The sequence below is a fragment of the Klebsiella sp. CN_Kp075 genome (assembly GCF_040065055.2).
GTDB lineage: Bacteria > Pseudomonadota > Gammaproteobacteria > Enterobacterales > Enterobacteriaceae > Klebsiella > Klebsiella aerogenes.
In genome coordinates, this window is the sequence record NZ_CM198050.1 from 703,290 (window position 1) to 719,929 (window position 16,640).

14 protein-coding genes, 1 tRNA gene and 1 pseudogene are annotated in these 16,640 nt (G+C 55.5%); 6 read left to right on the forward strand and 10 right to left on the reverse strand.

The genetic code is table 11. The features are described from left to right. The first annotated feature begins 4 nt into the window (after positions 1–4). Entirely contained in the window at positions 5–643 is a 639-nt protein-coding gene (gene ptuB, locus ABLV78_RS03395; protein WP_047043073.1) for a retron Ec78 anti-phage system effector HNH endonuclease PtuB, read from the forward strand. Between the two features lie 441 nt (positions 644–1,084). Here ptuB and ABLV78_RS03400 read toward each other — a convergent pair whose 3' ends face one another. The 3 genes and pseudogenes from ABLV78_RS03400 to ABLV78_RS03410 all read right to left on the reverse strand — a co-directional run bounded on the left by ABLV78_RS03400 (position 1,085) and on the right by ABLV78_RS03410 (position 3,204). Beyond that, on the reverse strand, positions 1,085–2,095 hold the full coding sequence (locus ABLV78_RS03400) for a phage portal protein (RefSeq protein ID WP_047043070.1): 1,011 nt from the start codon (positions 2,093–2,095) through the stop codon (positions 1,085–1,087). Continuing rightward, positions 2,095–3,000: pseudogene (locus ABLV78_RS03405) on the reverse strand (phage terminase large subunit family protein); the annotation flags it as partial. The pseudogene ABLV78_RS03405 and the gene ABLV78_RS03400, both read right to left, overlap by 1 nt. A gap of 128 nt (positions 3,001–3,128) precedes the next feature. After that, positions 3,129–3,204, reverse strand: a tRNA-Ile gene (locus tag ABLV78_RS03410). A 125-nt stretch (positions 3,205–3,329) separates the two neighbouring features. On the opposite strand from ABLV78_RS03410, the gene mug reads away from it, so the two are divergent. Then, a complete protein-coding gene (gene mug, locus ABLV78_RS03415; RefSeq protein WP_047043068.1) occupies positions 3,330–3,836 on the forward strand; it encodes a G/U mismatch-specific DNA glycosylase in 507 nt (168 codons plus the stop codon). Positions 3,837–3,906: 70 nt separating this feature from the next. On the opposite strand, the gene rpoD is transcribed toward mug, so the two are convergent. The 3 genes from rpoD to rpsU all read right to left on the reverse strand — a co-directional run bounded on the left by rpoD (position 3,907) and on the right by rpsU (position 8,040). Then, the gene (gene rpoD, locus ABLV78_RS03420) at positions 3,907–5,751 is read right to left on the reverse strand and encodes an RNA polymerase sigma factor RpoD (protein ID WP_015369628.1); all 1,845 of its coding nucleotides are present in this window, start codon (positions 5,749–5,751) and stop codon (positions 3,907–3,909) included. Positions 5,752–5,901: 150 nt separating this feature from the next. Next, positions 5,902–7,647 (reverse strand): DNA primase, encoded by a 1,746-nt coding sequence (gene dnaG, locus ABLV78_RS03425; RefSeq protein ID WP_045392225.1) that lies wholly within the window; start codon positions 7,645–7,647, stop codon positions 5,902–5,904. A 177-nt stretch (positions 7,648–7,824) separates the two neighbouring features. Continuing rightward, on the reverse strand, positions 7,825–8,040 hold the full coding sequence (gene rpsU, locus ABLV78_RS03430; RefSeq protein ID WP_001144069.1) for a 30S ribosomal protein S21: 216 nt from the start codon (positions 8,038–8,040) through the stop codon (positions 7,825–7,827). 238 nt (positions 8,041–8,278) lie between these two features. Between rpsU and tsaD the strand changes: the two genes are divergently transcribed. Next, positions 8,279–9,292, forward strand: coding sequence for a tRNA (adenosine(37)-N6)-threonylcarbamoyltransferase complex transferase subunit TsaD (tsaD, locus tag ABLV78_RS03435; protein WP_032712539.1), 1,014 nt, complete (start codon positions 8,279–8,281; stop codon positions 9,290–9,292). 86 nt (positions 9,293–9,378) lie between these two features. Here the strand turns inward: tsaD and ABLV78_RS03440 are convergent, their stop codons facing one another. Then, positions 9,379–10,848 carry an MFS transporter gene (locus tag ABLV78_RS03440; protein WP_047043064.1) on the reverse strand — a complete coding sequence of 490 codons (1,470 nt, stop codon included), beginning with the start codon at positions 10,846–10,848 and terminating at the stop codon, positions 9,379–9,381. Between the two features lie 213 nt (positions 10,849–11,061). After that, on the reverse strand, positions 11,062–11,682 hold the full coding sequence (gene plsY / locus ABLV78_RS03445; protein ID WP_015703522.1) for a glycerol-3-phosphate 1-O-acyltransferase PlsY: 621 nt from the start codon (positions 11,680–11,682) through the stop codon (positions 11,062–11,064). 233 nt (positions 11,683–11,915) lie between these two features. Between plsY and folB the strand changes: the two genes are divergently transcribed. Both folB and bacA read left to right on the forward strand, forming a co-directional pair. After that, positions 11,916–12,299, forward strand: a complete 384-nt coding sequence (gene folB / locus ABLV78_RS03450) for a bifunctional dihydroneopterin aldolase/7,8-dihydroneopterin epimerase (RefSeq protein ID WP_047043062.1) — start codon at positions 11,916–11,918, stop codon at positions 12,297–12,299. Positions 12,300–12,368: 69 nt separating this feature from the next. After that, positions 12,369–13,190 carry an undecaprenyl-diphosphate phosphatase gene (gene bacA / locus ABLV78_RS03455; protein ID WP_045392213.1) on the forward strand — a complete coding sequence of 274 codons (822 nt, stop codon included), beginning with the start codon at positions 12,369–12,371 and terminating at the stop codon, positions 13,188–13,190. Between the two features lie 11 nt (positions 13,191–13,201). Here bacA and ABLV78_RS03460 read toward each other — a convergent pair whose 3' ends face one another. Both ABLV78_RS03460 and ABLV78_RS03465 read right to left on the reverse strand, forming a co-directional pair. Continuing rightward, positions 13,202–14,443: a multifunctional CCA addition/repair protein gene (locus ABLV78_RS03460; protein ID WP_047043059.1), complete on the reverse strand. Its 1,242-nt coding sequence runs from the start codon at positions 14,441–14,443 to the stop codon at positions 13,202–13,204. 61 nt (positions 14,444–14,504) lie between these two features. Further along, a complete protein-coding gene (locus ABLV78_RS03465) occupies positions 14,505–15,125 on the reverse strand; it encodes a TIGR04211 family SH3 domain-containing protein (protein WP_015369636.1) in 621 nt (206 codons plus the stop codon). A gap of 212 nt (positions 15,126–15,337) precedes the next feature. On the opposite strand from ABLV78_RS03465, the gene ABLV78_RS03470 reads away from it, so the two are divergent. Beyond that, on the forward strand, positions 15,338–16,633 hold the full coding sequence (locus tag ABLV78_RS03470; RefSeq protein ID WP_047043056.1) for a CYTH domain-containing protein: 1,296 nt from the start codon (positions 15,338–15,340) through the stop codon (positions 16,631–16,633). Positions 16,634–16,640 lie beyond the last annotated feature (7 nt).

The following is a 16,640-nucleotide window of genomic DNA, read 5'->3' on the forward strand; positions in this document are numbered from 1 at the left end:
TATCATGCATAAACTTTCAAGGTGTGCTTCCCCAGTTACGTTGTCAGATTATGATTACAAAGTTCATAAATGGGATGATTATATTCAAGATGTAAACAATAAAAATGATGTGTGGGATGGATTGTTTTTGATGCAAGGACATAGATGTGCTTATTGCGAATGTGAACTTTTGACTTATTATAAAGGACATGTTGAGCATTTTGTTCAAAAAGGTAGGTTTCCTCAGTACACATTTGAGTGGGGCAATCTCTTTGGTTCATGTCGTAGAAGTGATGGTTGTGGCTTTTATAAAGACAATCAACCTTATCTGCAAGGTGATATTTTGAAGGTTGATGAAGATGATCCTGATGATTATTTCGACTTTCTTGATGATGGCAGTATTGTCATCAAACCAAACTTGACGCCCCAAAATGCGCATCGAGCGCGTGAAACGTTGAGGGTTTTTAATCTTGATGCTGAGCATGGGGCGCTGAGGCAGCAGAGAGCTACAGCAAGGAAACTCTATTGTAATCTTATTGATGAGCTGAGTGAGTACTATGATAAATATGGTGCTGATGAGAATTTTGAAGAGCTTCTTGATGAGAATTTAGCTGCAATAGAAGGAGTTCCATTTCAAACGGCTATTCGTCATGGATTTTATTGACAACCGTAAGGTCTGCACAAGGCCTTAATCATTAAATTTGATTTTGACAGTAAACATTTTTCGTAGCTTTATTAAATTGTTTAAATAATATTAAGGTGCATTCTAATCTGCATGAATTTGCATGCGCGGTTTTGTCTTTCTCACGTACTCTCCCGCCAGTACTGGCGTGGTCTGGTTGTGCTCGTGCTACTGCATTAAAATCGACCCATAAAGCGGGCAGGCGTGGCGGGGAAAGCATTGCACGCTGAGGCGGGTATTTATTTTATTTTTCCAGCGCCTGAGCGCGTCCCTGTGGCGTTGTTGTGGTCGTGGGTGAGTAACGAGACGAAGCGGAGCGGCGACGGCGTGTCGTGGCGCTGAGGGCGTTGTGTTTGGTGGGGGGGAAGCCGCCACGACGGGCGGCTGTAGGTGGGGTTACTCGTCGTCGCCGAGGTTATATTTTTAGAAGCGGATAATCTCTTCACCCGCCCACTCGTTCAACTCCATAAACCGCGCCTGTAGCGGGGTCAGTTCGTTACGTACAAAGACCTTTGCCACCTTCTCAACATCGCCCACTGAGCCGACGTTCTCGGGCTTACCGCCCATAAGCTGGAATGGGATGCGGTGCGCGTCGAGCAGGTCGCCGGCGCTGACTTTTTTGATATTAAAAAAATCATCCTTCGTGGCGACTTCGCTCAGTGGCACAATTTTAATCCCGTCAGCTTTACCATTCGGCGCGTAAAAAAACAGGTTCTTAAAATTGCCGAGCCCTTTCGAGTCGCGCATCGCCTTTCGCAGTGCCTCGACGTCGGTGCTGCTTTGCGCGGCGTCGGTCACATACATGATGTAACCCGCATGCGCGCCGTTCTGGTAATACTTGCGACGGAACAGGGTCGCCGATTCATTCAGCCAGGCTGAATTGAGTGCGCTCAGGTATTCCGGCATCCCGTAAAGCTCCTGATTAATATCGGGCTCGAGCAGGTGGAAGACGGAGCCGGGCGCGAACTGGTGCGGCTGTGTGTAGCTTTGAATGTACCAGTACACATCATCCTCGATGCCACGGCGGGTGTATTTCGCCGGTGAGGTTTCCAGTTTTAACGGTTTGCCGGTCAGGCCGCGACGCTCTTCAATAAACGCATTGCCAAACACCAGATAGTCGAGCGCAAACCTTGTGAAGTCCTGACGGGATAACAGCGGGTGCGGGATGTAGGTCGACACCAGAATATTACGCTTTACGTAAATTGGGGAGCTGTGATGCACGGCGGCGCGCATACTCTTCGCCAGACCCGAAAAGCTCACTGGCGGCTCGTACCACTGGCCGTTGTCGATACACTCGACATAATCGAGGATGTCGCGGCGGTCGAGTACCGGCGTTGGCTCACCAAAGGTGAATGCTTCCATGCTCTGTGCCGGTGCGGCGGTGTGGTTTTGGGGGCGCGGCGGCTGCTGGCGCTCGTTGCGTTTCTTGCTCATTAGTTCCACTCCATGATGCTGGATGACTGCTCACCGGTCGCGGCGGTCAGCGGCTCATTAATTAATACGTGCATGGTTGCCCTGGCGAGATCGGCGTGACTGGCTTCCTCGGTGCGGCTGGCCTCATAGGTCGAGTTGCGACCACTGCTGGTCATGGTTTTGCGGATAGACATAAACGACTGCGTGATATCGGTTGCGCTGACGTCGTACTCGAGGCAGCCCCGGCGAATGGTGTCTTTTGCTTTGAGCACCATTGCAGTTTTCATTTCCGGCGTGTAGCGGATTTCACGTGCTGCCGGGTAGAAAGACCGCACGAGCTGGAAGACGCCCTGACCGAGCCCGGTCGCATCGATGCCGATATATTCCACGGTGTATTTTTGTGTGAGCTCGCGAATGGATTCGGCCTGTTGGGCGAAGTCCATCCCTTTCCACTGGTGGCGCTCGAGGATGCGGAATTTGCCACCGGCAACGACCGGCGGCGCGATAACGACGCACCCGGCGCTGTCACCACGTAATGACGGGTCGTAGCCAATCCACACCGGGCGGTGACCGAATGGCCGGTCGGCAAATGGCGCGTAGTCCTCCCATTTCTCGAGGCTGTCGACCATGCAGCGTTGCAGCTCTTCGAACGGAAATACCGACGCTTTATCGTCGACGAACTCGCACATAAACAGGTTGCGGAACTCATCGACACTGTTCTCGCGCTTCAGCGTATCGATGTTAAACAGGGTGCACCCTTTGGCGAGTGCGTCCTCGATGGTGACAATTTGTCACCACTGGCCGTCAGGACAGGCGACGCCTTTCGCGAGCGCGGCGTGACTGATATCGATATCGACGCGCTCGCTCTTGTCTGAGCGTCCCTTGTTAAACAGCTCACCCGACCAGAACGGGTACCCGCCGCGTGCGGGTTTTTTTATGTGCTCAGGAAAATGGCGGGGAAAAATCTACCGCCATTTCATCGCCACTTAAAAAACAGAAAACAAAAAAGCCACTCTTTCGAGTGGCTTAATTATATGATTTTAAAGCTAAAATTTGGTGGCCCCTGTTGGGTTTGAACCAACGACCAAGCGATTATGAGTCGCCTGCTCTAACCACTGAGCTAAGGGGCCGTGGCGAGGGATTATAATGTAACTGCACGCGGCAATCCAGCGTAAAGCGCGCGCCTGCTGTTTTTATAAACAATGCATTTTCAATCCTTTATAATCAGCTTTTTAGTCATTCAGCCGGAGAAATTATGATTAGCGATATCCTGGCGCCGGGGCTGCGGGTGGTTTTTTGCGGCATCAATCCGGGGAAGTCCTCCGCGCATACGGGGTTTCATTTTGCCCATCCCGGCAATCGATTCTGGAAGGTTATTCACCAGGCGGGGTTCACCGAGCGGCAGCTGAAGCCGGAAGAGGAGCAGCATCTGTTGGATACCGGCTGCGGTATCACCATGCTGGTTGAGCGGCCGACGGTACAGGCCAGCGAAGTCGCTCTGCTGGAGCTGCGTAATGGCGCGCAGGAGCTAATAAGCAAAATTCAGGACTATCAGCCGCAGGCGCTGGCGGTGCTCGGCAAGCAGGCCTTTGAGCAGGCGTTCAGGGTGCGTGGCGCGAAGTGGGGACGCCAGGAAGCGACCATCGGTGAAACCGAAATCTGGGTGCTGCCCAATCCCAGCGGTTTAAACCGGGCGTCGCTGGACAAGCTGGTTGAAGCCTATCGCGAACTGGATGAGGCGCTGGCGGGGCGAGGGCGGTGATGGCGCCCGAATCGCAGGCATAAAAAAAGCTCCCCGCGGGGAGCTTTTTACTCTCTTTGCAGCGCGACGATTAATCGTCGAGGAAGCTACGCAGCACTTCAGAGCGGCTTGGGTGGCGCAGTTTACGCAGCGCCTTCGCTTCGATCTGACGAATACGTTCGCGGGTAACGTCGAACTGTTTACCCACTTCTTCCAGCGTGTGGTCGGTGTTCATGTCGATACCGAAACGCATACGCAGCACTTTCGCTTCACGAGCGGTGAGGCCCGCCAGCACGTCATGCGTTGCCGCACGCAGGCTCTCGGTGGTCGCAGAATCCAGCGGCAGCTCGAGGGTGGTATCCTCGATGAAGTCACCCAGATGCGAATCTTCATCGTCGCCGATCGGCGTTTCCATGGAGATTGGTTCTTTGGCGATTTTCAGCACCTTACGGATTTTGTCTTCCGGCATCAGCATGCGCTCAGCCAGTTCTTCCGGCGTCGGCTCGCGACCCATTTCCTGCAGCATCTGGCGGGAGATACGGTTGAGCTTGTTGATAGTCTCAATCATATGCACCGGAATACGGATGGTGCGCGCCTGATCCGCGATGGAACGGGTGATCGCCTGACGGATCCACCAGGTGGCGTAGGTGGAGAACTTGTAACCACGACGGTATTCAAACTTATCTACCGCTTTCATCAGGCCGATGTTGCCTTCCTGAATCAGGTCGAGGAACTGCAGACCGCGGTTGGTGTATTTCTTGGCGATAGAAATAACCAGACGTAAGTTCGCTTCAACCATCTCTTTCTTCGCACGACGGGCTTTCGCTTCGCCGATGGACATGCGACGGTTGATATCTTTAACCTGCTCGATGGTCAGGCCGGTTTCTTCTTCAATCTGCTGCAGTTTCTGCAGGCCGCGCTGAACGTCTTCTTTAACGTCATGCAGCTTCTCGGACCACGGCTTGTTCATCGCCACGGCGGCGTTGAACCAGGTTTCGCTGGTTTCGTTGCCGGTGAACAGGGTGATGAAGTTTTTCTTCGGCATTTTGCACTGTTCAACGCACAGCTTCATGATGATACGTTCTTGAGTACGAACGCGATCCATCATGCTGCGCATGCTGTTGACCAGGTAATCGAACTGTTTCGGCACCAGGCGGAACTGTTTGAAAACCTCGGACAGCTTGAGGATCTCTTCCTGCGCGGCGGCGTGGCTGCGGCCTTTCGCTTTGATGGTGTCGCGAGTCAGCTCGTACTGGGTGCGCAGCTCGGCGAATTTCTCGCGGGCCAGCTCCGGATCGATGCTGTTATCGTCATCGCTGTTGTCGTCGTCGTCATCTTCTTCTTCATCTTCGTCGTCGTCCATCTCTTCCTGAGACAGCTCTGAACCGACGTGAGTGGCGGTCGGCGCCATATCTTCTTCAGCGTTCGGATCGACGAAGCCGGTGATCAGGTCAGACAGGCGAGCTTCTTCAGCTTCAACGCGGTCGTACTGCTCCAGCAGATAGGTGATGGCTTCCGGATATTCCGCAACGGAGCACTGGACCTGGTTGATCCCGTCTTCGATGCGTTTAGCGATGTCGATTTCGCCTTCGCGGGTCAGCAGTTCAACGGTACCCATTTCGCGCATGTACATGCGCACCGGGTCGGTCGTACGGCCAATTTCAGATTCAACGCTCGACAGCACCTGGGCTGCCGCTTCTTCTGCGTCTTCATCGGTATTATTGGAGGTTTCAGCAAGCAGCAGATCATCGGCATCCGGTGCTTCTTCCATCACCTGAATACCCATGTCGTTGATCATTTGGATGATGTCTTCGATCTGATCGGAGTCGACGATATCTTCCGGCAGATGGTCATTGACCTCGGCATAGGTCAGATAGCCTTGCTCCTTACCACGTTGGACAAGAAGCTTCAGCTGTGACTGCGGGTTTTGCTCCATAAGACGGTATCCACACTTAATTCGTTTGATTGGTGCAGGCAGACGAACTGCCAACATTTAAAGCGAGGGCGTACTTATATTATTGCCGCTGCGCCTCAGCGCGGCTGTCGGGGGCTTCCCGATCGATATTCGGCACTTAAGCCGTTAAATTCATTTTTTGGCCAGTTCCTGGCTGATAGTCCAGAGTTCCCGGCGCTCCTCACTGCTTAAACCATGTGTGCGATCGCGAGCTATCAACTCTTCTTGTCGCAGTTCCAGCAGTGAGTCAAACATATGGTTGAGCGAGTCGGTGAAGGTTTGTTCAGCGATATCCTTATCTGCTATATCGTCCCACATCGACAGTTTTTCAAGGGTTGCCGCTTCATTTGTCCCGCGATACTGCTCTAAAAGTTGCCCGGTGGTCAGACCTGGCTGCGCCAGACACGTATTGACCAGTTCGCTGAATAAACCAAGCCCTGGCATCTTCTGCTGATCCAGACCGGCTAAGGGCGGAACCAGCGGCGCCAGATCGGGGTTCTGCACCAGTAACCCTATAAGTATACGCATGGTCGTGCGTTTTAGCTGCGGCGCCGGGCGCGGAGCGCTATTTTCCGCCTGTTTCGGCATTAAACGTTCAAGCTGGGCGTCATCCAGAATGCCCAGTTTGTTGCCCAGCTCCTGACGCAAATAGATGCGCAGCGTTTCGCCCGGCACCTGGGTAATCAGCGGCAGCGCCAGCGTGCTCAGCTGCGCGCGCCCATCCGGGGTGCTCAGGTCGACCTGCGGCATCAGACTATTGAATAAAAACGTGGAGAGCGGCTGTGCCTGCTCCATCCGCGCTTCAAACGCCTCTTTGCCCTCTTTACGCACCAGCGTATCCGGGTCTTCGCCGTCAGGTAAAAACATAAAACGCAGCTGGCGGCCATCGGTCATATACGGCAGCGCCGTTTCCAGCGCTCGCCATGCCGCGTCGCGGCCAGCCCGGTCGCCGTCGTAACAGCAGATGACCTGATTGGTCGCCCGGAACAACAGCTGAATGTGGTCGGCGGTCGTCGAGGTGCCCAGCGAGGCCACGGCATAATTAATGCCGTACTGCGCCAGCGCAACGACGTCCATATAGCCTTCGACCACCAGCAGACGCTGAGGTTCGGCGTTATCCTGCTGGGCTTCATACAGGCCGTACAGCTGGCGGCCTTTATGGAAAATATCGGTCTCCGGGGAGTTCAGGTATTTTGGCAGCGCATCGCCCAGCACGCGCCCGCCAAAACCAATCACCCGGCCTCGCTTATCGCGAATCGGGAACATCACCCGTTCGCGGAAGCGGTCGTAACTGCGCCCCTGATCGTTGGTGACCAGCATGCCCGCATCAATAAGCGACTGGCGGTTTTCCTGATTGCCGCCAAAACGTTTTAAAACGTTATCCCAGCCAGGGGGAGCGAAGCCTATTGCGAAGCGGGTAATCACCTCGCTGCTTAAGCCGCGTTTTGCCAGATACTGGCGCGCGGGTTCGGCGGCGGGTTGGTTCAGAGACTGTTGGTAAAACGTGTTCAGACCGTCCAGCAGTTGATAAAGATTCTGCCGCTGATGCCGTTCTATCTGGCTCGGTCCATTACCTGCTTCATAGGGCACTTCAAGGTTGTGCATGGCGGCCAGCTCTTCGACGGTTTCGACGAACTCGAGCTTGTCGTAGTTCATCAGGAAGTCGATGGCGTTGCCGTGCGCACCGCAGCCGAAGCAATGGTAAAACTGCTTTTCACCGTTGACGGTGAAGGAGGGGGTTTTTTCGTTATGGAATGGACAACACGCGTGATAATTCTTGCCCTGCTTTTTCAGCTTCACCCGAGCATCGATCAGATCGATGATGTCGGTGCGCGCCAGCAGGTCATTGATAAATACGCGTGGGATTCGTCCAGCCATATGCCCCGTAATCTATACACTGCATCCTGCAAACGGCCTCGATATGTCGCCTGAAGACAGTTTGAACGATCTCGTGTATCTGCTAATGCATAAACGAAAATAAGCCGCGCATTCCTTTCGGAAGCACGGCCTTACAACTACAACTCGGTCTGAATTGAGAGCTTCGCTCTCAACAGATTAGTACAGACGAGTGCGGCGTGCGTTTTCGCGAGCCAGTTTCTTCGCGTGACGTTTCACTGCAGAAGCTTTAGCGCGCTTACGTTCGGTAGTCGGTTTTTCATAGAACTCACGACGACGAACTTCCGCCAGAACACCTGCTTTTTCGCAGGAACGCTTGAAGCGACGCAGAGCTACGTCGAACGGCTCGTTTTCACGTACTTTAATTACCGGCATGTGCCTCTCACCTTTGATTAATTCGGTTTGCCGCTGGCCGCAATGCCAGCTTATTTCAAAATGGTGCGGAATTTTACTGCAACTACTGCTGCTTTGTAAAGCACCGGCGCCTTTTTTGAAAGGGGACTTTTATAAGGGTGAGGAGTATACACGAAGAGAACACCAGGGGTGAGCAAAGTTTTACATCGCCGGTCATTGGTCCTACACTGCGCGGTATTGAAACGAGGTAAAACAACTCATGCGTGTACTGGGAATTGAAACATCCTGCGATGAAACCGGCATCGCTATTTACGACGATAAACAAGGTCTGTTAGCCAACCAGCTGTATAGTCAGGTGAAATTACATGCTGACTACGGCGGCGTGGTGCCTGAACTGGCGTCGCGCGACCACGTGCGTAAAACCGTTCCGCTGATCCAGGCGGCGCTCAAAGAAGCGGGCCTGACGGCGAAAGATATTGATGCCGTTGCTTATACGGCAGGCCCTGGCCTGGTGGGCGCGCTGCTGGTCGGCGCGACCGTTGGCCGCTCGCTGGCGTTCGCCTGGAACGTGCCGGCGATCCCGGTACACCATATGGAAGGGCACCTGCTGGCGCCGATGCTGGAAGATAATCCGCCGGCGTTCCCGTTCGTCGCTCTGCTGGTTTCCGGCGGTCACACCCAGCTGATTAGCGTCACCGGCATTGGTCAGTATGAACTGCTGGGCGAGTCAATCGACGATGCCGCTGGCGAAGCCTTTGATAAGACAGCGAAACTGTTGGGGCTGGATTATCCCGGCGGGCCGATGCTATCGAAAATGGCGTCTCAGGGCACCGAAGGCCGCTTCGTCTTCCCGCGGCCGATGACCGATCGTCCGGGGCTCGATTTCAGCTTCTCCGGCCTGAAAACCTTCGCCGCCAATACCATTCGTAACAACGGCGACGATGAGCAAACCCGTGCCGATATCGCCCGCGCATTTGAAGACGCGGTTGTCGATACGCTGATGATTAAATGCCGCCGCGCGCTGGAGCAAACCGGCTTTAAGCGTCTGGTGATGGCGGGGGGCGTAAGCGCTAACCGTACGCTGCGCGCGAAGCTGGCGGAAATGATGAGCAAACGCGGCGGCGAAGTGTTTTATGCCCGTCCTGAGTTCTGTACCGATAACGGCGCGATGATCGCTTACGCCGGGATGGTCCGCCTGCAGGGCGGCGCCAATGCCGGACTCGGCGTTACCGTGCGGCCGCGCTGGCCGTTGGCGGAACTGCCGGCCGCCTGATAACCACAAAGAAGGAAAAACCACGCTTTTTCCTTCTTTGTCAGCAGTCTGAAGCCGCCCATCGAGGCGGCTTTTTTACGCGTGGATTAAGGCTGCTGATAATCCTCGGCGTCGATGTCGTAGCCCGACGGCTCCCAGCGTATCGCCAGCAGCGACAACAGCCCAATCAGCGGCGCCGCGGCGATGATCCAGAAAACGCGGGTATCCAGCGCGGCGACCAGCAGCGGGAAGAGGAATAAAGAAAGCGTCGAGCTGCCGCGCATAAGCGTCTGGTTGAGTCCGACGCCAACGCCGCGCAGCGATGTCGGATAGCTTAACGAGGCGAAGGTCATAGTGTGCGCGCCGGGGCCGAATCCCTGGCCGAAAAGGAACAGCGCCAGCATCGCCACGGCAGCGACGCCTTCGCCTGCGCCATCAGGGCGGCCAATCAGCGCCAGGCCGAGCAGCGCCGTCAACTGGCTGCCATAACCCGCCAGCGACATCCGCCAGGCCCCGAAGCGCGGTACCAGCCGTACCGCCAGCATTCCTCCCACGAAAGCGAACAGCAAATTCAGCGCCAGCGAAATCAAAATCGTCGTCAGCATCGACTGTACGAAGAAGCTGGAGATGATCACCGGCAGACCAAACGCGACGGCGTTATAGGCAAACGAGGAAACCACCGACAGCAGAGTGGCGAGCGTCGTGCGGCGCAGGTAGACGCCGCGGAACAGGCGCAGATAGTTACTCCATTGGGCGCTACGGACTTTGGGCGCCGGTTTTTCCAGCGCGTCCTGGGCAACGTGTGCATTGATGTTGTAAGCCTGGCGTAGGATGGAGGCCGCTTCACGCAGGTTACCCTGGTTGGCGGCCCACACCGGCGATTCGCTCATGTAGCGGCTGCGGATAGCGATAATCACCAGCGCCGGGATCGCGCCGAAGCCAAGGATGATTCTCCATAGCCAGTCGCTGTGGCTTTCTGGCAAAACGGCATAAAAAAAGAGTACCAGCAGATAGGAAATGCTAATTGCCGCGTACCACGTCGGGCACCACATCGCCACGCTGGCCGCTTTGTTGCCGGGGCCTTTGAGCCTCGCGAATTCGCTGAGGAACGCCATCGCCACCGGCAGGTCGATCCCGACGCCGAGACCCATCACGAAGCGCGCGCCGGTAAGAACGTATTCATTCGGCGCCAGCGCGCAGGCGATTGCCGCTACCACGAAGAACAGCATATCCGCCATAAACACGCGATAGCGGCCAATTTTGTCCGTCAAGTAACCGCCGAGCAACGCGCCAACGATAGCGCCGAAGGTGATGGCTGAGGCGACCATCCCGGTACCGGCAGGCGTCAGGTTGAATTCCCGGGTGATATCTTTCAGCCCGAAGGCCAGTGAGCCGAGATCGTAGGCATCAAGAAAAATACCGCCGAGGGCGATACCCATGACGATACGCGCGTTATTGCGCCCGCTGCTGCCTTCATTAATGAGGCGCGAGACGTCCGCCGCGCTGCCGATCCATTTTACTTCCCCGCCGGGCGACGCAGAGCTTGCCGCGGGCGTCGCGTTAATTACATCAGTCATGGTGTTGTGCTTTTTTCTCTTATAAAGAGCTTCAGAGTAAACAGCGACGCGGGGACGAAAAAATCACTTTTGGTTATAACTCATAACTAAGTCATTGTAGTGAAAGGATTATCTTTGGTTTTCTCTTTTGCCGCTATGATTGGCTAAAAAAGTGGGAAATAGAATGTGTTTGTGGGGGCAAAGAAGCCCGGCACAGGCGGCCGGGCGCGGAGATTATTTCTGCTCTGGCGTTTTTTTCTTCTTTTTGAATCGTGACCAGATTTTCGTTTCCTGACGGCGCCACAGGCGCTGGATGTTGTCGTGATGGCGCAGCAGGATCAGGCAGGAGAGCATCGAGACCGGAAAGGTGTACTGCGGCTTGAACCACCAGACGTAGAAAGGGGCTACCAGCGCGCTGACGATAGCGCCCAGCGATGAATACCCGCTGAGCAGAATAGTTAGCAGCCAGGTGCCGGCCATCACGCCGGTGAGATCCCAGCCGATGGGAGCGATAGCGCCAAATGCGGTTGCCACGCCTTTGCCGCCGCGGAAATTAAAGAACACCGGCCAGATATGGCCTACGCAGGCGGCGATCGCCACCAGCCCGAGCCAGAACGGCGTCAGACCGAGAGCCCAGGCGCCCCATACCGGCAGCATCCCTTTCAGGACATCAAAAATTAATACCGTTACGGCTGCTCCCTTGCCGCCAATTCGGAGTACGTTCGTCGCCCCTGGGTTGCCGGAACCGCTATCGCGAGGGTCGGGCAAACCAGCAAGACGGCATACCAGAATGGCGCTGGAAATTGAGCCGCAGAGGTAGGCGAGGATAACCAGTCCAGGCGCGATTGCACTCATCAGCTGTTCCATTTTGAAAACGTCGTTAGGACCCCACCCATTTTCGTGTTAACAGCTTGTTGGCTTTCTTTGCGCGATAGGTTACATAGTGATGCTGCTATGTTCCCGAAATCTTGCTGCGTCGCCGCTGTCAGGGCACGTGAATTCTTTAGGGGATGTCTTTGCATCTGTGGATAATACGCATAATTCGCCGGAAGTGGTATCCGGTTTAGCCAAAAAGCAGGCAGGTCGTGATGGATATTGTATTTATAGAGCAACTTTCGGTAATCACCACTATCGGTGTTTACGACTGGGAACAGACCATCGAACAGAAGTTAGTGTTCGATATCGAAATGGCGTGGGATAACCGCAAAGCGGCAGCCAGCGACGATGTCAGCGATTGTCTGAGCTATGCTGATATCAGCGAACTGGTTATTAAACACGTCGAGGGCGGGCGTTTTGCGCTGGTCGAAAGGGTGGCCGAAGAGATAGCCGAGCTGCTGCTGCAAAAATTCAATTCTCCGTGGGTGCGGATTAAAGTCAGCAAGCCTGGCGCGGTGGCCCGTGCGGCCAACGTCGGCGTAATCATTGAACGTGGCAGTAATCTGAAACAAAACGTTTCTCGTCATAATGTTTAAACAAATTTGTTTTATACCGGTCTTAGTGCCTGGATTTTAATTTTACTTTTTATTTTAAGGGTTTATTGAATGGGCGATTTACACTCGCTGCTGATAGCGGCAATTTTGGGTGTGGTTGAAGGGTTGACGGAGTTTTTACCGGTTTCCAGTACGGGACATATGATTATCGTTGGCCATCTCCTTGGTTTTGAAGGGGATACCGCCAATACTTTTGAAGTCGTGATTCAACTGGGTTCTATACTCGCCGTCGTCGTGGTGTTCTGGCGTCGACTGTTTGGCCTGATCGGCATTCATTTTGGCCGTCCTCTGCAGCATGAGGGCGTAAGCCAGGGGCGCTTGTCGCTGATTCATATCCTGTTAGGCATGATCCCGGCGGTGGCGCTGGGGCTGGTGTTTCATGACCTGATTAAATCGCTGTTTAACCCGGTTAACGTGATGTACGCGCTGATTGTCGGCGGCTTCCTGCTGATCGCGGCGGAGCTATTCAAACCGAAAGAGCCGCGCGCGTTGGGTCTTGACGACATGACCTATGGTCAGGCGTTTGCCATCGGTTGCTTCCAGTGTCTGGCGCTGTGGCCTGGCTTCTCACGCTCCGGGGCGACTATTTCCGGCGGCATGCTGATGGGCGTTAGCCGCTATGCGGCATCCGAGTTCTCATTCCTGCTGGCGGTACCGATGATGATGGGCGCCACCGTGCTGGACGTTTACAAGAGCATCGGCTTTCTCAACTCCAGCGATATCCCGATGTTTGCCGTCGGTTTTATCATGGCGTTCATCGTGGCGCTGATCGCGATTAAAACCTTCCTGCAGCTGATTAAACGTATTTCGTTTATCCCATTTGCAATCTACCGCTTTATCGTCGCGGCAGCCGTCTACGTGGTCTTCTTCTAAGGCCCTGGCCCTCAGCCTTGCGGCTGGGGGCACCGTTGTTCTTTCCACCGCGTCACGGCAATAATTCTGCGCCGCGTCAGCTCTTCGCGAATCTCCGGTCCTTTGAAACCTTCCGCTACCACTTCTTTAGTGGAAACCGACTGCGCCACTTCCCAGGCTTCAAGCAGCAGGCGCCCCTGCGGATAATCGCAGGATTCAAAACCGGTGCGTCCGCGCACGTCTGCCTCGCTGGTGAGGGCGATTTGCTGCACGCGCTGCGGCTTGCGCCAGGCATCGATGCTATCAAACAGCTTCACGATAGTTTTTGGCTGCAGGATCGGCAGGGTGTGGATCAGATCGTGGAATTCGGCGACCAGTCTGGCCAGATCGCGGATATCGTTCGGTACCCGCAGGCGCTGGCAAATCTGTTCCACCAGCTTCACCCCCGCCGGGCCGTGGCCGTGGTGGCGCGGCCAGAACTCTTTGGGCGTTAAGCCTTTGCCAAGATCGTGGCACAGGGTGGCGAAGCGGACGTCGATGGCCGGCGATAGCATCGCCGCCATGGTGAGCGTCATCAGGGTGTGAACACCGGTATCGATTTCCGGATGCCATTTGGCGGGCGCGGGGACGCCATACAGGGCGTCGATTTCCGGGAACAGCACCTTCAGCGCGTGGCAGTCGCGCAGGGTCTGGAAAAAGACCTGTGGATTACGCGTGCCAAGCGCGTTTTCCGTCTCTTTCCATACCCGCTCCGCCGTCAGATGCGCCAGTTCGCCGGCGTCGGCCATCGTACGCATCAGCGCCATGGTTTCATCGGCAATGCGAAAACCGAGATGGGCATAGCGCGCGGCAAAACGCGCGACGCGCAGTACGCGTAGCGGATCTTCGCTAAAAGCCGGGGAGACGTGGCGCAGCAGGCGCTGACGCAAATCGGCCAGGCCGCCGTAGGGGTCGTAAATCTGACCGTCAGAGTCCTGAGCCAGCGCGTTGATGGTGAGATCGCGGCGCAGTAGATCTTGCTCAAGGGTGACGTCAGCGGCGGCATAACAGGTGAAACCGGTATAGCCGGAGCCGGATTTACGTTCGGTACGCGCGAGCGCATACTCTTCACGGCTTTGCGGGTGAAGGAACACGGGAAAATCGCGGCCTACCTGCTGGTAGCCCGCGTCGAGCAACTGCTGGGGCGTGGCGCCAACCACCACCCAGTCTCTGTCTTTGACCGGTAGTCCTAATAACGCATCTCGTACTGCACCACCGACCAAATAAATCTTCACGCCTCTTTCTCCCGCATCGACTTTTCGCAAGATGATACGTAAGTCTGGCAGAGAAGACGAATTAGTTCATCCACCGGTCTTTACGTTTGCGGCTCGGTACCAGATGCGGCAGCACCAGACCAAGGATCAGACCGACGCCAAGCACGCCGCCGCCGTACATAAACCACTGCATGATAATGGTGCGCTGTTTATCATCAAGCTGCAGATTCGCCGCGTTCACCTTCTTCTGAGCGACAACCAGCTCGTTTTTCAGCTTTTGGTTCTCTTCTTTCAGGGCGTTGATCGCGCCATCGCTGCCGGCGACTTTTTTCTGCATGTCGGCGGTACGCTGATTCCAGGTGGCGTCAATGTTGTTCAGCTTGTCGGTCAGGGTTTTGACCTGATTTTCCAGATCCGGCACGCGAATGCGCAGGCTGGGCTCGTTGCTCAGCTCTTTCAGCGGGATCCAGGCGGTACGGCCGTTGCTATCGCGTACCTGTGCGTAATTCGTGCTGTCGTTGGTTTGCAGAACGTCGACGGCCTCGCCGGCGTTAATGGTGCCGACCAGACGATAGTTATCGCCAGGACCGCTGCGAACCCACGTGCTCAGCTCATCGGAAACGTAGCGCTTTTCTTCTGCGTGAACCGCCGTAGCGGCGCTAAGCGCTAGCAATGTAAAGGTAATAAGGCGTAATTTTGGCATCAGGTCATCGTTTGGTCATAAAAAGTTGAACGATAGTAGTGGCATCGCCAGAGCGACGCAAAGTTTTCCGCCACAATCGGAATCATCCAAATGCAGCTGGCAAATGCGCATTGCATGGCGATTCGCCGCAAAATACTATTTACTGACAAAAAATATCGTCATTAGTTCGCCGCATTTTCCCGGCGACGCTTATCAGGTGGAAGAATTCAGCCATGGCTCAAGAAATCGAACTGAAGTTTATCGTTGCCCACGACGGCGTTGAGGCGCTGCGCCAGCATCTCAATTCGCTGGATGCGCAGTACACGCCGGCAGGCCAACTGCTGAATATTTACTACGAAACCGCCGATAACTGGCTGCGCCGGCACGACATGGGGCTGCGGATCCGCGGCGATCGGGAGCGCTATGAAATGACGCTGAAAATTGCCGGTCGGGTGGTGGGCGGCCTGCATCAGCGTCCGGAATACAATATCCCGCTGGAAAAAGCAGAGCTGGCGCTGGATAAACTGCCGGCTGAAATCTGGCCGCAGGGGCAGTTGCCGGCAGAACTGGCGCAAAATGTGCAGCCGCTGTTCAGCACTGATTTCCTCCGTGAAAAATGGGTGGTGAAAGAGGGCGACAGTCAGATTGAGATAGCCCTCGACCTTGGCGACGTCAAAGCCGGTGAGCATCAGGAAGCCATTTGCGAACTGGAGCTTGAGCTGTTGAGCGGCGATACCGCGGACATTCTGGCGCTGGCGCATCGTTTACTGGCAACCGGCGTGCTGCGCCAGGGCAGCCTGAGCAAAGCGGCGCGCGGCTATCAGCTGGCGCAGGGCAACGAAGCGCGCCCGGTTAAACCGTTAACGGTCGTGCGCGTGGCGGCGAAAGCCAGCGTCGAGCAGGGGCTGGAAGCGGCGCTGGAAAGCGCGCTGGCGCACTGGCTCTATCATGATGAAGTCTGGAACCGGGGCAACGCGGCCGCTAAAGGTGAAATCCAGCGGGCGATGGCCCGCGTGCGCCATGCGCTGGTGCTGTTTGGCGGCATTGTGCCGCGAAAAGCCACCGTGCAGTTACGTGAATTGCTCACTGAGGCCGAAGCGGCGCTGGACGGAGCGGAAAAAGCCGAAGCGGCGTTGTTCAACCGCGCCACGGTTGGCGCCAAACTGCTGCTGACCGAGTGGCTGGTTACCCGCGGTTGGCGTTCGTTCCTCAACGACGCGGGGCAAAAGAAAATCGCCGGTTCGTTCAAACGCTTTGCCGATATCCAGCTGTCGCGAGCGGCGGCGGAGCTGAAAAGCAACTTCCAGCAGACGCAGGACGACTATAGCGATCGGCTCACGCGTCTGGCGCGCGAGATCGACACCGTTCAATTGCTATCCAGCGCCTATGCCGAGGTCGCCGAGAGCTGGCTGGAAAACTGGCAAGAGGTGCGCCGCGCTATCGAGAACAATGACCGCAGCGTCATCGAATATTTCCGTCGTCAGGCGCTGGCCGCGGAACCATTCTGGCTGCATAGTGGAAAACGATAATTTCAGG